Source organism: Methanosarcina baltica (assembly GCF_055394095.1).
Map to the genome: position 1 here is coordinate 2,531,211 of NZ_AP042463.1, position 16,111 is coordinate 2,547,321.

11 protein-coding genes and 1 pseudogene are annotated in these 16,111 nt (G+C 43.9%); 9 read left to right on the forward strand and 3 right to left on the reverse strand.

All coding sequences use genetic code 11. The features are described from left to right. The first annotated feature begins 353 nt into the window (after nt 1–353). The 7 genes from ACZ5QV_RS11070 to ACZ5QV_RS11100 all read left to right on the forward strand — a co-directional run bounded on the left by ACZ5QV_RS11070 (nt 354) and on the right by ACZ5QV_RS11100 (nt 10,618). A complete protein-coding gene (locus ACZ5QV_RS11070; RefSeq protein ID WP_464599869.1) occupies nt 354–1,040 on the forward strand; it encodes a CehA/McbA family metallohydrolase in 687 nt (228 codons plus the stop codon). Between the two features lie 362 nt (nt 1,041–1,402). Then, on the forward strand, nt 1,403–1,837 hold the full coding sequence (locus ACZ5QV_RS11075) for an SRPBCC family protein (RefSeq protein ID WP_464602094.1): 435 nt from the start codon (nt 1,403–1,405) through the stop codon (nt 1,835–1,837). A 457-nt stretch (nt 1,838–2,294) separates the two neighbouring features. Next, nucleotides 2,295–2,585, forward strand: a complete 291-nt coding sequence (locus tag ACZ5QV_RS11080) for a hypothetical protein (protein WP_464599870.1) — start codon at nt 2,295–2,297, stop codon at nt 2,583–2,585. A 560-nt stretch (nt 2,586–3,145) separates the two neighbouring features. Beyond that, on the forward strand, nt 3,146–4,810 hold the full coding sequence (locus ACZ5QV_RS11085; protein WP_464599871.1) for a metallophosphoesterase: 1,665 nt from the start codon (nt 3,146–3,148) through the stop codon (nt 4,808–4,810). After that, nucleotides 4,807–8,082, forward strand: coding sequence for an AAA family ATPase (locus tag ACZ5QV_RS11090; RefSeq protein ID WP_464599872.1), 3,276 nt, complete (start codon nt 4,807–4,809; stop codon nt 8,080–8,082). Before ACZ5QV_RS11085 ends, ACZ5QV_RS11090 begins: the two co-directional genes overlap by 4 nt. 513 nt (nt 8,083–8,595) lie before the next feature. Beyond that, the gene (locus tag ACZ5QV_RS11095) at nt 8,596–8,826 is read left to right on the forward strand and encodes a hypothetical protein (RefSeq protein WP_464599873.1); all 231 of its coding nucleotides are present in this window, start codon (nt 8,596–8,598) and stop codon (nt 8,824–8,826) included. 538 nt (nt 8,827–9,364) lie between these two features. After that, nucleotides 9,365–10,618, forward strand: a complete 1,254-nt coding sequence (locus ACZ5QV_RS11100; RefSeq protein WP_464599874.1) for a tetratricopeptide repeat protein — start codon at nt 9,365–9,367, stop codon at nt 10,616–10,618. An 814-nt stretch (nt 10,619–11,432) separates the two neighbouring features. On the opposite strand, the pseudogene tnpC reads toward ACZ5QV_RS11100, so the two are convergent. Next, nucleotides 11,433–12,362: pseudogene (tnpC, locus tag ACZ5QV_RS11105) on the reverse strand (IS66 family transposase); the annotation flags it as partial. 362 nt (nt 12,363–12,724) lie between these two features. On the opposite strand from tnpC, the gene ACZ5QV_RS11110 reads away from it, so the two are divergent. Both ACZ5QV_RS11110 and ACZ5QV_RS11115 read left to right on the forward strand, forming a co-directional pair. Beyond that, entirely contained in the window at nt 12,725–12,883 is a 159-nt protein-coding gene (locus ACZ5QV_RS11110) for a hypothetical protein (protein ID WP_464599875.1), read from the forward strand. A gap of 626 nt (nt 12,884–13,509) precedes the next feature. Beyond that, a complete protein-coding gene (locus ACZ5QV_RS11115; RefSeq protein ID WP_464599876.1) occupies nt 13,510–13,803 on the forward strand; it encodes a hypothetical protein in 294 nt (97 codons plus the stop codon). 275 nt (nt 13,804–14,078) lie between these two features. On the opposite strand, the gene ACZ5QV_RS11120 is transcribed toward ACZ5QV_RS11115, so the two are convergent. Both ACZ5QV_RS11120 and ACZ5QV_RS11125 read right to left on the reverse strand, forming a co-directional pair. After that, complete coding sequence (locus tag ACZ5QV_RS11120; RefSeq protein WP_464599877.1) at nt 14,079–14,414, reverse strand: ATP-binding protein; 336 nt, start codon at nt 14,412–14,414, stop codon at nt 14,079–14,081. Between the two features lie 691 nt (nt 14,415–15,105). Then, a complete protein-coding gene (locus ACZ5QV_RS11125) occupies nt 15,106–15,975 on the reverse strand; it encodes an ATP-binding protein (RefSeq protein ID WP_464599878.1) in 870 nt (289 codons plus the stop codon). Nucleotides 15,976–16,111 lie beyond the last annotated feature (136 nt).

Sequence of the window (16,111 nt, forward strand, 5' to 3'; positions counted from 1 at the left end):
CCTCTTATTTTCGATAGCTAGCTCCCCTGTGAACTCTGCCCCCATATCCCGAAGTCCTTAATAAAAGTGGAATTGTTTGAGATTTATCGAAAGGTTTTTATAAAATACTACCGTACCCTTACATGCGAGCGGAGTTTTTTCTTTTTTGGAACCAATACCCCCATAACTATCCCCAAGATCCCCATATCCTAGCCGTTCGCTGACTATTTTTTTATATTTACTTTTTCATACTGCTCCGTGCAAGAACGCCGAAAGGCCCTTTTCTGACCGCGAAAACCTTATAATCGTCCCTTTTCTCCTGTTGGCCAATTTTCAAAATATATATAAATTGTCGGGCCCTTTTAACCTCAAATATGAAATTTGATATTCACATCCATTCGCGTTATTCAAGAGACAGCAAAGCAGAGCCGGAGGCCATCCTCCGCCGCGCCAGAGCTAGGGGTCTTGACGGGATTGCTATCTGTGACCATGATACCGTGGAAGGGGGCCTGGCCTGCGCAGGAATTGCCCGGGAGCTCGGGATCAGCTTAACCGTAATTCCGGGAATAGAGGTCAGTTCCTCAAAAGGGCACATCCTGGTCCTCGGCATAAAGGAAAACATAAAACCCGGCCTGAGCCCGGAAGAAACGATCAGGCAGGCAAGGTTGCTCGGAGGGACCGTGATCATCCCCCACCCCTTCAAGAGCAGTTCTCACGGGATAGGGAGTTTCGAGGGGCTTGATACCGACGCCGTGGAGGTCTTTAATTCCCGCTGCCTCTTCAACGCCCCAAACAGGAAGGCCGGAAAGGAGGCGGAAAGGCTCGGATTTCCCGCCGTCGCCGGCAGTGACGCCCATATCTCAAAGATGGTGGGTCAGGCCCATACCGAAATTGAGGCCGGGGAAAACACCGTGGAAGCCGTACTCCGGGCAATCAGAGATGGAAAAACGATACCTGCGGGCAAAAAGACCCCAACCACGGTAATCCTCTGGCAGATGGGGGGAAGTGTCCGGAGGAAGTTAAAAAAGAAACTTTTAGCAGCCTTCAGCCGGTTAAAATAAACAGGGTTAATAAGTTGGCTCTCAATAAAGGGTAGCAGAAAAGCAGACCTGGAAGAATGGTAAAAACTGAAATTGAGAGTCAGTTAAGCTTTTTTCCGTGTCCTTCCGTGTGTTCCATGCCCGAGTTCCGCTTCGGGATCACAGGAAATCGAAGATTTCCTGGGAGTTGCACTGCAAGTGCAACAGCATGGGGTCTGTTTCACTCGTTTCACTCGCTCAAGCAGACTAAAATATTTTCCGTGTGTTCCGTGTGTTCCGTGTGTTCCGTGTGTTCCGTGTGTTCCGTGTGTTCCGTGGTTATAATTTTGATAAAATGGGAATGAAAAAAGTGAGGGATTAAAATCAGTCGATTTGAAAAAGAAATCAATACCGAAACCGAGATCTTCGCCTCCGCGGACCGGGTCTGGCAGATCATTGCGGACTTTGCGGCCTACTCCCAGTGGAACCCCTACTTTCAGGAAGTAAGCGGAAAAGTGAAACTCGGGGAAAAACTGAAGGTCTTCATGAAACCCGAATGGGAAAAGAAAGGCACAACCCTCAAGCCGCGCATCATCCGGCTGGAGCCTAAAAAAGAACTCACCTGGGCAGGGAGTTTTTTTCTTCCGGGCCTGCTTGACGCGGAACACAGTTTCATAATCGAGGAACTCGGGAGCCGCAGGGTGCGTTTTATACAGAAAGAAGTCTACCGGGGCGTGGCCCTCCCTTTCATTAAGGTCTGGTCAATCGATAAAGGTATGAACCGGAGTTTCGGGGAGATGAACAGCGCTCTTAAGAAAAGGGCCGAAAAAATCCGGTAAAAACCGGCCATCTTTTTGAAGTTATTTCAAAAATACTGGGTGTTTTTTGAATTCGATTATCTAAAGGATCGGCGTACTCACCGGCCGAAGGCCGGCCTTTTCATGACTGAAATGGAAAAGATGGATCTCGAAAGCACACACCGGTTTTTCGAATTAGGTTCTGGCAGGCCAAAAAATGCAGTATGATGATGGGTTTTCATTCGTTTGGACCGGCGGTTTTTAGCGTGCTTTCTGTCTTCATTTTCATTTCGAACCGGCCGGCCTCCTGCGTCGGCCGTTGAGAGCGCCGGAATCTAAAAAAATCGATTCCGCAAAAAGGCCTGCTTCAGTGAGTCTGTTCCCAGAAGTTCAGGGCTGTTTTTAAATCGGATTACTTAAAGAACCGGCGTACTCACCGGCCGTCTTTTTTTCTCCCCTGCAAACTTATTATATAATAAATATCAGTATATTCAAAACAATGACCTATCCAGGATTTTCATCAGTAATGATAGCTGTTTTAATCGTTAACGCCATAATTTTAAGCCTGCTCTTCTATCGGTTGGGGAAAAAGGTCAACAAGACCGGCAAATACACAAAAGGTTTTGGAGATGAAGAAGGGAATGGGATGACTATTGGGATGGGGACAGGTCTGGCTCTGGGAATGCTCATGGGAACCATGACTGATAACCTGGCCATCGGCATCACACTCGGGATTTCCATTGGCGTGGCGATGGGGACGGCGTTTAGCTCGGAGGAAGAAAAAAAGTGAAAATACGTATTCACCTCCAAGAAAACGCTAATTTTCACAATTCTTTCTCCAAAAGTGCATGAAGCTGGCCGGAACAACAAAAAAATAAAAATTAATATTTGAAATTAATATTTCAGTCCACTTGAGCGTAGTAAAACGGACACCGTGCTGTTGTGATTTCATCGCAACTCGGGTGCCGAAGTGGAACTCGGGAAATCAAAGAATCCGGCGTACTCACCGGCCGAAGGCCGGGCTTTTCGTGATTGAAATGGAAATAATGGCTCAAAAGCACATACCTGTTTTTTGTAAAATCTAATCTCAGGCCAAAAAAAGAATGCGGTCTATTGATGGGTTTTCATTCGTTCGGACCGGCGGTTTTTAGCGTGCTTTCTGTTGTTTTTATTTCGAACCGGCCGGCCTCCTGCGTCGGCCGTTGAGAGCGCCGGAATCCAGATCAGCAATACAAAACCCCCCGTTCTTGTGATCTCAAAAACATCTGACACCACCCTCACGGAAATACCTTAATACCAATACGGAACTCCATATAACATAAATATTTAAACAGATGACCAGACGATACCATGACCCGGGAAATTAGAATACTCCATACCGCAGACACCCACCTCGGGTATCGGCAGTACCACAGCGACGTGAGGAGACAGGACTTTTTTAAGGCCTTCGAGGCCGTTGTAAGAGATGCGATCGAGATGCAGGTGGACGTTGTCGTGCACGCGGGTGACTTTTTTGATTCGAGGACCCCGACTCTTGAAGACGTCCTTGAATCGATCAGCATAATCACCCCCCTCAGAGCCGCGGGAATCCCCCTGCTCGGGATTGTCGGGAACCACGAGAGCAAGCAGAATATGCAGTGGCTGGACCTCTTCGAGAAAATGGGGATTGCCCTCCGGCTTGGAAAAAAGCCTTATTTGCTGGGCGAGGCCGCCATTTACGGGATTGACAGTGTGCCCAAATCGAAGATCCCTACCTATGATTACAGCGGTTTTGAAATTCCGTCCGGGGAGGATGGGGCGGAAAAAGGAGTGGAAGAAGGGGCAAAAGAAGGAACGGTAAATGGACCGGTGGAAGAAGGCCTGGAAAACCGCCAGAACCTTGTTGTCATGCACCAGCTCATGAATCCCTTCCCTTACGGGGAATGGGCCTGTGAGGAAGTTATAGAAAACCTGCCTTTCAGGACGGACGCAATTCTTCTCGGGGACTACCACAAGTACGAAAAAATAAAAGTGGGAGAGACCTGGGTCACCTACCCCGGAAGCACGGAAAGGAACAGCGCCTCGGAAAGGGAGCCTCGTTCCTACAACATAATCACTCTCAGAGAACACGGGCTTGAGATCAGCAGGCGGAACATCGAAACCCGGAAATTCCTGTTTATCACAGTGAATCTTAAGGAAAAGGAAAGGCCCTACGAGCAGATCTTTTCGGCCGTTGACGAGTACGGGGAAGAACTTGCAGGCTCGGTCGTTTTTGTGGAGATTTCAGGAGATGTGGAAGCGGCCCTCTCATTCAGTGAAATCGAGGAGTATGTCCTGAACAAAGGGGCTCTTGTCCCCAGGATAAAGGACATCAGGGAAATGGAAGCTCTGCCGCCGGAAGAAGTCCGGGTCAGTTTCTCGGATCCTGACAGGGCGGTTGCCGAAGAGATCAAGAAGCTGAACCTTACGGACGGGGGTCTGATTATTGATGAAATCGTCCGAAGTCCCCTTGTTTCAAAGACAAATGTAGATTCCGATACCGAGAATCGTATAAAGGAATTAATAGAGAAGATTGATTTTAAGGCTCCCGATTTCCGGCTTGAATGTGGAATTCCGGAAAATTCCGAGGTGGTAGAGTCGGAGATACGGGAGAAACGGAAAATACCGAATAAGGATACGGGTATGGAAGCAGAAAAAGAAGAATCCCGGCCCGGTCCGAAACAGGCAGAGAGTATTCAGGTAGAACCGGTAAAACCGGCAACAGAAGAAACAGGAATTCCCGAATCCGTTGAAAATGGGACCTCAGCGGAGCTGGATGAAATAAGCCCTGAGTCAATAAGCCCTGAATCCTTCCTTTCCCGGAAGGCCGCCGATTTGCGGGGAAAATCGCAGCCTGAAATCCGGGCAGCTGGAAAAGAAAAAGAAGAAATGGAAGAAGCGTATAAGCCGGAAAAAATGGAACCGGAACCGAAAAGAAAAGAGAAAAAGACCGTGACTCCGGCCCCCAGGCAACGCAACTTTGGTGATTACTTATGAAACTTAAAAAACTGCACGTCGAAAATATCCGGAGTTACAGAAAGCTGGACATTGCTTTCGAAGACGGAGTCACCGTGATCTCGGGGGTAAACGGGAGCGGAAAGTCGAGCCTCCTTGAGGCCTGTTTCATGGGGCTTTTCGGGAGCAAGATCCTCTCAAAGGACTTCGTACTTGCGGATATGATCTTCAAGGGAGAGGAAAAGGCGGTAATCGATCTTGATTTCGAGCACATGGGGAAAGAATACAGGATTGAGCAGGGCTTTCGGCATTCAAAGAAGAGCAAAAGCGCCTCGAACTCGAAGTGTGTGCTTTACGTGGACGGAGAAAACGTTGTGGACCAGGCCGGCCGGACCTACGAGGAAGTCTGTGCTCTTCTGAGCATGGACGAGGAGGCCTACCAGAACTGCGCCTATATCCGGCAGGGGGAAATCGACGTGCTCATCAACGCAAAGCCGAAGGACAGGCAGCGCATGATCGATGAACTCCTCCAGCTTGGGAAACTTGAGGTGTACCGGGAACGGGTGAGAAGCGCAAAGACCGCGGTCGTAAGGCTTGAGAAGTACACAAAAAATAGCCTTTCGGATAAAAGGGCTGAAATTGAGAGTATAGAAGAAACCGGTCCCGTCCGGGCCCTGAACACCAGCCGGCAAAAAGCAAAGGAAAGTGACGAGGAACTCAAAAAGCTGAAAGACATAAAAGAGCGGGCAGTATCGGGAAAGGAAAAGCTGGACCATCAGCTTGCAGAATATAAGGAGCGAGCAGCGGAAATCGCAAAGCTGAAAGCTGAGACCGAAAAGGCCAGGCAGGAGAAAGGGAAGTGCTTTGGGGAAAAAGAAAAGCTGGACCGGGATATCCGGCAGAAGAGAGGAGACCAGCGGGAACTGGAAGAAGAAAATTCCGTAATTCGGCAGGAAGCCGGTTTCGGAGCCCTCGAAGTTGAAGCCCTGCTCCCCCGGCAGGAAAAGGAGGAAGCCCTTGCTAAGGAGATGCTAAACGGAATTTCAAATGAGCTGGCCCTCGTCCTGAAGGATAAAAAGACTTTCGAAAAGGCGGCCAGAGACCTGGAAAAGGATACAAAAGAGGCCGAAAAGGCGGCCGAAAAGTGCAAAACGGATATTGAGGCCGAAAAAACCGGGATCGAGGCAAAGCAGGGGAAAATCCGGGAACTTGAAGAGAAAAGTTCCGCAATCCGGGAAAAAGCCGGGATCGGAACTGAGGTCGGAACCGGAACCGAAACCGAAACCGAAACAGGAGCCGGGACAGGAGCCGGGACAGAAGGTTCTGAAATCGGGGCCCTTGTAAAGGAAAGAGAAGAAAAGGAAAGTCTTCTTCGGGACCGGAAAAATGAGCTTTCAAACAAATTATCTCTCGCCGGAAAAGAAAAGGAAAGCTCTGAGGAAGCCCTTGCGGCTCTTGAAAAAGAGATGAAAATCTGCCGGGAATCCGTCCGGGAATCCGGAGAAAAGCTTGAAGTTCTGGAACTTGAACTGGAAAAGAATTCCCGGAAAATCCTGGATCTTCAGGAACAGAAGACCAGAGGCTTTGAGGCCTTTAAAGAACTCGGGTTTGACGCGGAAAAGCTGGACCAGCTGGAAGAAATAAACGACCTTTTGCAGGAGAACAAAAACCGGCTTCATGGAAATTCGAAAGAGCTTGAGACCCGTATAAAGGAAGTTGAAAAGACTATCCGCAAGAACCGGAAACTTCTGGCCGAGGGAAAATGCCCGACCTGCGGGCAGGAGCTTGAGGGCTCCGGGGTCTCAGGGACAGTCGAGGAATCGGAAAAAGAAAAGGAAGAGCTTTCCGGAAAACTTGTGGAGCTTGAAGGCCAGCAGACCGAGCTTGAAAAACAGCTTGAGGCCCTGAAAGCTGCCCGGAAACTTGAGAAGCAAATTTCCGGCTACGAAAAAGAGCTTGAGAAACTCCGGAATAATACCGAAAATTCGGAGAAACTGCTTGATACCCACAGGGCCAGAATCGAAGAAGAGGGTCGGAAGCTCGGAGGGTTTGAGGCCAGAAAAGAAGAGCTTGGAGGCCGGATAAATGAACTGCTTTCGGACATTGAGGCCCTGAAAGAGAAGGGGGTAGAGGCGGTAAAGGCTTACCGGGAAAGTGAAACACTCCTTGGGGAAGCCAAAGCCTTTGAGAAAAAGCTTTCCGAGAATGCTTCGGAAATTGAGAAACTCAAAGGAAAAATCCAGGCCGCAGGAACCCTGATTGAGAGCTACGAAAAAAGGACCGGGGAACTTGTTGAGAAGCTAAAGGAGCTTGAGGCCCGAAAAACCGGGGGAAAAGCCGAACTCGAAAAACTCAAGCTGGACATCCTGACCCTGAGGGAAAAAGAAGAGGCCGGGAAAAAGGCCCATGAAGAGAGTGAGAAACTCCTCTCCCGGGCGAAAAAACTCAGGGAAAACCTGCTCGGCATAACAAACATAGAACACCGGATTTCCGGACTTGAAGCCGAAATCCGGAACCTCGGGGTAACGATAGCTTTCCTGGATAAGGAAATTCAGGAAAAGAGCGAAAATGCCCGGAAACTCCTCGAAAAAATGGAGGGGGCCGACCTTCCTGACCTCGAACACAAAAGGACCCTGTACGAAGATGCCCTGAAAAATATCGAGAAAAATATAGGAGATCTCTCGGCGGAAAAAGACGGAATCCTGAAAGAAATCGGCAGGATCGAGACCACCCTGGCCCGTCTCCTGGTCCTCAGAGTGGATAAAAAAGCCCTGGAAAACAAAAGGGCCTACCTTGAAGCCGTGGGCAAAAACGCGGAAGAGCTTGAAAACACCTATATGCGTGTCCGGGCCGACATGAGGGCTAAAAACATAGGGGCACTTTCCAAGCTCCTCAACGACATGTTTTCCTTTATGTACACGAACAACGCCTATTCCCACATCGAGCTGGACCCCGACTACAACCTGACCGTGTACAGAAAAGACGGAGTCCCTCTGGAGCCCAAACTCCTGAGCGGAGGGGAACGCGCGATTTTCAACCTCATCCTGCGCTGTGCCATCTACCGCCTGTTATCCCTTGGTTTCGCAGGGGAAAGAGGCGACAACCTGCCCCCCATGATCCTGGACGAACCCACCGTTTTCCTGGACCGGGGCCACATCCGGCAGCTCCTTAAACTCATCGACCTGATGCGAAACATCGGGGTGGGCCAGATTATAGTGGTCTCTCATGACGAGTCTCTGATCGATTCGGCGGACCACGTCTTCCATGTTGAAAAGGACCCCCTGACCAACATGTCTTCGATCAGCAAAAATTAAGGATCAGCAACAAAATAACCTATGCAACTTATTACTCATTGTAACTTCGATTGATGAGCTCGATCTTGAAAATCAATATGTTCAAGTGAAATATGCATAGGTTTTTTTGTGATAAGTCTTAAGCGAGAGTTGCCCAGCAGGCAAAAGGCGCTAGGTTGAGGGCCTAGTCTCGTAGCCGACCTTCAGCAGATGTTATATAAGCTTAGTTCCCAAATTTTAAGCGCATATAAGTGTATTATTACTAATATATGACCTCAATTGATGCCGATTTTGAAATTCAGTCTAAAAAAACCACGTGCTTATATTTTAAGCACATAATTCAATATCGTGAGACCTTTATGCGCCTAAAAATGCGGAATGCAGGTATCTAAAAATGCGGAATGCAGGTATCTAAAAATGCGGAATGCAGGTATCTAAAAATGAATATTTTTCTTGCTATCGTTTTTGGAGATATTCTCAAAAATTATAAATAGATAAATACCTAATCATACTAAATATTATTGGTGATTAGAAATGAAAAGAATTGCAATTTTAATGGGATTATTAATCTTAATTGGATTAAGTGGCAATGTTATGGCAGCAGCATCAAACGGAGGTCCAGCACCAAATTCAGGAGATGGAGTATCAGACGGTTCAGGAATGGAGAATCCAATCCAGAATGGAGATCCATATCCATATCCAGCAGTAAATAAAGGTCCAGCACCAAACTCAGGAGATGGAATACCAGACGGTTCAGGATTTTAATATATTTTATTATTTTAATAAACATAAACCAACAATCTTAGAAAGCAATCCTTCGTTATCATCTCGACCATGCATAAGGAATCTAGCTGAAGATTCCGATTTTTTCATTTTGTTTGCAATATCCTTTAGTGTGGTTTCTTTATTGATATTAGGCAAAAAAGCAATATTTTCATTTCCAATTCTGAATGGAAAAGATGGGATTCTCTAAAAATTGTCGCTTAATCTAAAATGCTTAAAAAAGCATCCGATTTCATTTTGTACAGTTTTGAACACTTTTTTTGGAGTTTGAGCACTTCCTGTTACTGGATGAATAATTGCACAATTAAATGCTTGAGTTAATTGAATTCCAGTCGACATTTCGACCCCCTGCCAATATGAGATAATAATTCCTGCATATTGGCCATTTTATTGATGCAATCTCAAATAAAATGGCATATTTGTATCATGAATTTGTACATAAATGCTAAGGTTCGAAATGTGAGAACAATCTTACTCAAGTACTGGGTTTGTTGTTGATAATATATTTGTAGGGATCAAAATGGTTTTTAGGGTTCAAGAAGATGGAAAGACGTATTATTGTGATGACTATGTTTGTTCTATTCAATGCCCGGAAGGGTGGAGAGCTTATTCCGAGAATAAGAAGGACTCAAAAGACACGATGTTGGTTTTTGTAGGCCCTGAGGGGGCTACGATTAATTTAATAATTGGATCTACCTATGGCAGGTATGAATCCATAGAAGAGATTGAAAAATACTCCGAGAGGGCTTTGAAAGACTATAATGTTGAGTCCAAAAAGCATATTCTTGTTAAGGAAATTCCTGCACTGGAATTTATTTACCCTTATTTTAGAAGTAAAACAAAAAAAGTTGCGTTTGCCAGATACGGAACGGAATTTTTAATTACATGTACTTCTGTAAAAGCGGAAAAATTTCCGGTTTTTGAAAGCATATTTGATTCCTGTATTGGATCTTTTTGTCTGGATGAATTATTACTCAGTGCCAGGGAAGCCCTGAAAATGGGGCTTAAAGCAACTGATTCGAAAAAAAAGTTTTTCTATTTTTCGAAGGCAATAGAGATTAAACCTGATTTTTATGAAGCCTTTGCTGTAAGAGCTTATGAGTTTGCGAATATTGGAGATTACGAAAGCGCTCTACAGGATTATGAAAAAGCTCTTTTGGAATTTGAAATTGATTTGGAGAAATATAAGAAAGAGGAAGTAAATCCTGAAAAAGCAATATATATTTCTCAGTTATGGCACGGCAGGGGATATGTCTTTCATAAGCTTGAAAGAGAGGAAGAGGCGGTTCAGTGTTATGAAGTATCTTTGAAAATTAACCCTGACTTTGTTGAATGCTGGTATTGTCTTGGCAATTCCCTGTTATTGCTTGGGAGATATAATGATGGTCTTATTGCAAATAAGAAAGTTGTTGAACTGAATCCTGAAGACGTGCGAGCCTGGACCAATATAGGAAATTCCCTGGATTTCCTGGGACAACCTAAAACAGCACTCCGTATTTATGATAAAGCTATAAAGATCAATTCGGGATTCCCTCTGGTATGGTCTAATAAGGCTGATGTTCTTTTTGAACTCCAGGATTATGATGGAGCATTAGAACATTATTATAGGGCGATAGAAATAAAACCTGACTATGTGAAGTCATGGTATAAGTTGAGTTGTGTTTTGTTCGATCTTGGAAGGAACAAAGAAGCAGAAGAAGCATACAGACAGGTATTGAAACTAAATCCTGATTTTAATCCTTCAAAATACAAAGGGGCTTTTATATGGGAGTGAAGCTCCAGCAGTCAACTATCTCTGTTGTCAACTACCTTTTTTTTCGGGTCGTGTCTATGAGTTACTGACAACCATAAGCATAAGAATCTCTATGCATTTTTCCTAAACACGGGGAATGTGCTTGTTTTTTCAGATTTAATCTACGACCAAGGACACGACCAAATTATCAACTTAGATGAGATTAAAGAAAAAATAATAAGGTTGATGGGAAAGAGTTGCGAAAAATACTATTTTTGAGAAGAGTCCACAAGCTCATTAAAGAAAAAATTGAAAGATTTCAAGCAACACGAGTAGCGAATGCTATAGTAGAATTCAAGAGATACGATTCTACAATTACGAAAAAATATAGGTATTGTGAATAATTCAGTCGGTGCTATGTTTAAGTATCAACAAATTTGACATTAACAAAGGTCAATTATTATTAGGCAGTTGATTTTTTAATAAAAATAATTTTATTCTTGTACACATCTGCGGAACGTCTGATGTATGATGTTGGGATTTTGAATTATTAGATTAGTCTTGTAATTAGGATGAATATTAGAACTACAATTCCTAGTCCTTTTCTAAAGTTATTAACTCCTTGGAATATTTCAAGCCATGCCCATGTAAATATTGCTCCAAAAGAAATTAATTCGAATAATGAGTGAACATAATTTAGAATCGGAATTTTTGTTATAATGAAACTGACAAACCAAACAATTAAGGGTAAGTTTGGTTTTTGTGCTAAAATATATTTTTTCGTCATGTTGGTCGTGTCCGTGAGTTACTGACAATAATAGTAACTATTCAGCCTACTGATAAAAAAAGTATCGTTTCAGCTAATGCTGCAACTATCGGATAATAGCGGCGCTCCATTGAGCGCCGCTCGAATAGCATCCATTACATTCAAGCTATTCTTTCTAATAGTGGATATGTATCCCCGAATTCTGCAGAAAGCTACCGCTCCCTCTATACTTCGGAAAGTTCCCGAAATCTTCTGTTGTAGCTTCATCATTCTGATGTCTCGCTCTGCTTGATTGTTATCAAACGGAACTCTCAGGTCATTGAGGAATTTCAGAATCCTATCCTTGTATTTTATGAACCTGTCAAGGAGATTCTTTGCTTTTGTTTGTGCTGGTCTTCCTCTTTTTTTCACCTGTTTTGAGGGGTAAAGGGGTGGATTTTCCTCAATTCCCTCTTGAATTATTTCATCGTATATTTCCTCGAATGCCCTGACTTTTATTGGATCTATTGGAATTTCCATATCTCTGCATTCGTCGGTATACTTTTTTACTTCACTCAGAAGCTCATTTACTTTTTTAGCCCATTGTTGCTCAAAATTCTCTTCAATTCCAGTAAGATCCCTCTTAAGATGAGCATTGCAGAGAGCATGTTCACATCCATATTTGTTGTATGATGCCAAACCATCATGGACTACTACCCCTGTGTATTTTGGAAGAAAACCCAAAGCATTCATGGCCTCTGTCCCTCTTTTTGGATGTGCAAAATAGTATGTCCATAGATCGTTTGAGACAACATGGAGCCACCATTTTGTCCCTAAAACCCTCATTCCTGTTTCATCACAATGAACAGAATAGGCCGCCAATAGATGTGCGAGAACAGCTTTTTCAAAAGGTTCCAGGTTCTGGAAAAATTCCTTTTCAGCTCTTTTTATGGTAGCAGGGCTGATACGTATACCATAAAAGTCCTCTGCCAAATCACAAAGCCGTTTATAGGGAATCAACTGAAAGTTCCTTAAATATAGGTCGTCCAGTGCTGCATGGTTGATGTTTTCATGATCAAATATCCAATGTGTCTTTTGATTGTGTTTTTGGATCCTGGGTACAGGTTGATTCCGGCCGAGCAAAAAATAGAAAAAAGGAGCTTAAGGCCCCATTCTGATTATTCAAAATAATATCAACCGAATACAAATGGACCACCAAATGGTTTATTGGTTTGAATATTGATGATTATTCCTATGACCATGATAGCGTCGCAAAAGTCCTAAACTAATGAATTTATAATTAAAAGTTATGAGTTTCTTTTCTGTTCTCATTCGCGAATCAGCTACATTATATATAATGCTGTCTAATACTTATATCACAGAAAATACATAATTTTTGAGTGATGATATGTATTCCCCCAGAAAAGGAAAGCCTTCTTCGGAACCGGAAAAATGAGATTGCAACCAAACTATCTCTCGCCGGAAAAGAGAAGGAAGGCTCCGATGAATCCCTTGCAGCTCTTGAAAAAGAGATGAAAACCTGCCGGGAGGCCTTTTCGTGATGACAAAGCAAAAGCAGATTCCACACTAAACCGCAGCTGTAATTTCGATTTCCTTTTCTGAAAAACACGGTTTTTCTGTTTTTGGGCAAATATGTCCGCACCCTCCGAATTTTGAAAATGTATTCATTTTGATCAAGGAACGGTGTCAGCTAATGATCTCTCTGATTTCTAGCCATTTAAGAATGATTGAAAAATAACTTCAAGTTTCCACTTCTGGAATGGCTCTATAATTCCATTTCCCCAATAAATCAAATACAATTTTCATGTTTTTTTTGAAGTTTTTACTTGTAATCGAGTTTAGTCATCATTATATATTGGAAAATAAATAATTGGTACTATATATTTGTGATTCCTTAACTTTTCATCGTATATTATTGATTCTAATAGCATTGTTTTCACATTCCTGGCCCTGAAACTCTTGTACCAATATACTTCGCAAAAAGGCCATTTTACTGATATAACTTCATCAAAATGACCTTGAGTCGTGCGTTATTTGCCTATATTGGTAGGGGTTTGAAATGTGCATTGTTTGAAAAAGTTGGCTTGACAGTTGGCAGAAAATAGCAATTGAAATGAATTAATAGAGATGCCTTTCTACAGAGATTTAACGAATGGGGGAGTAAACGATGCCTACAAAAGAAGAGATAGACAGCCAAATTATGCAACTTTGGGATGAAATATTTGCACTTGAAGACAAACGTAGGGAAGAATTAGATATTAAGTATGAAGAATGGCGGAAAGTAGAACCACTATTAGTTAAAGGCATAGATGAAGTGGTAATGCATATAGAGTCAATGACAGGAATTAGTGACGAAAGCCTACTTATCTACAAAGAAGTTAAAGAAATCAAATATAGGTACAAACAAGAGATAAATGAAAAACGTGCAAAAATAGATGCGCTAAATAGAGAAAAGAAATAAGAAATGAGATCATTCCTTAACCGATGACCAATGAAGTTCGATCGATCGAAAAAAGGAGGTCTCCTTGCTCGGTGCTCGTGGAAAAGAACGGCAATTAAAGAGGGGCCGGTTTCTGGAATCGTCAGCTCTAACCGGTCCCCTCACCGCCCGGCCTTCCAGGTGGCTTTTTCGTGATGATGAAGCAAAAGCAAATCCCACACTAAACCGCAGCTGGAATTTCGGTTTTTTCTCTGAAGAACGCGGCCAAATTCGGGTCTGCGACTTTATTAAAAAAGTTAGCGTTCAGGAAGGTTTTCAAAAACAGTTCCTGAAAGGTTCTCGGAAATATTCTTTGAAAGATTTTCAGAAAGGTTCTCGGAAAGATCCTCGGAAATAATTGACTTCTCGCTTACGGGCAGCGTAAAGGTAAACGTGCTGCCCTTTCCGGGTTCTGAATTTACCCAGATCTTTCCCCCGTGCATTTCTACGAATTCTTTGACAAGAGACAGGCCCAGGCCTGTGCCTCCGAATTCTCTGGAGGTGGAAGGGTCGGCCTGCACGAACGGCTGGAATGTTTTTTCGAATTTGTCTTCCGCTATGCCGATCCCGGTATCACTAACACTTATTCTCAAGGCCTTCTTTAAAAAAAGGTCAATTTATAAAAAAACAGAAAGTTTCCAGCTGGTTGACTTTATGAATTTGCTCCGGGGTGTGAAGCAGGAATGAGTCAAATTCTCAAAAAAATCTCAGAGTTATACTCATACAGGTTTGGTTTTCAGAATTATGTTGGGGTGTTGCCTGCATTTTGATGCAAAAATTCCGAATTGTGTTTTTGTTGGTGGAAGCGTTTGGTGTATGCATTCAAACCACGGAAAGTCACGGAAAAGCACGGAAAAAGAATGCAGGAAGACGCCATTTAAGGTTGCTCTGGCTTTTTTGTTCACAGTCGATTCTGAATCGATTATTTAAAGTCCCGGCATACTCACCGGCCATCAGGCCGGTTTCCGTGTCTTTCCGTGTGTTCCGTGGTTGAAAGCTCTCTTGCCAGTGATTTTGAATAGAGAACTTCAAACAATGCAGGTATATTCATACAAGTTTGGTTTTCAGAATTATATTTGGGGTATTGCCTTGCATATTGATGCAAAAATTCCGAATTTTAAAACTGAGTGGTATATCTCAAAAAATTCCCAACAAGTTCTAAAAAACCTGATCAGAGATACAAAGGTTAAATATACAAAAGTTGGGACATGAAGGCCGAAATGCTAATGTTTTTGTCGGGGACGATTGACAATAAATCGAAACTCGGAATTCCGGCCTGATGAATCAGATCACTGTTTCCAGAAACTCGGCCAATTCCGAAATTTCCTCAAGCTCAATTTCCGTTTCTTCCCCTCTCAGGGAAGCTTTGAAAAGTTCCCGGTTTACAGGGATCACAGCGACAACTTTTGAGGGTTCGACCGCGGCCAGCATATCTTCTTTGATGTCGGCCTCGGCCCGGTTGAGCACAAAGTACACTTTGTTTCCGGCCTGTCGGCCCAGTTCCTCAAATTTTCCGGCGAGATTCAGGGATTCAAAGGAAGGGTCCACCACGACCAGAATGAGATCAAAATAGTTGTCAATGCCCCGCCCGAAATGCTCGACCCCGGCAGCCGTGTCCGTGAGCACGAACTCGTCCTTTTCAAGGTCAAGGTTTTCAAAGAATTTTCTTGTCAGGGAACCCATGGGACAGGCGCAGCCTTCCCCGAACTCCTTGATCTTCCCGATGGCCATGAGTTTTATGCCGGATTTTTCTTCCACAAACCCGGCAGGGATTTCGGATAGACTCCAGCGCTTTTCAAAAGGGGCTTCCGGCTGTTTCTGTTGTTGTTTTGGTTGTTGGTTTTGCTGTTTTTGGTTCTGGTTTTGCTGTTTTTCCTGCTGTAGCTTCTTCGGGGCGGTTCTTTTCCCCAGGTCGCTCAAGCCCCCGAGGCCCAGGGGCTTTGGTCCTTTCTGTTTTTCCTTAAAGCCCTGCTTGCCTCCGAAATATTCGAGCAGGTCCCTGGGGGCAGCAAGCCCGAGTTTGCTGTGCAGTCCGTAATTGGACTCATCGATATCAAGGACCAGGACACTGTACTTTTTCGCAAGTTCTTTTGCAAGGAGGGACAGGACAGTACTTTTCCCGCTTCCACCTTTTCCGCAGACTGCAATTTTCATGTTTTGAATCCTCGTTTCCCGGCTTATCATTTACCGGGAATTTTTCTTTCACAAAGTTATCATACGGAACCTTAAAACTGTTTCCGCTATGCTTATCTGAACCGGAAGGTGATTGTAAATAGAGAAATTTGAGGCT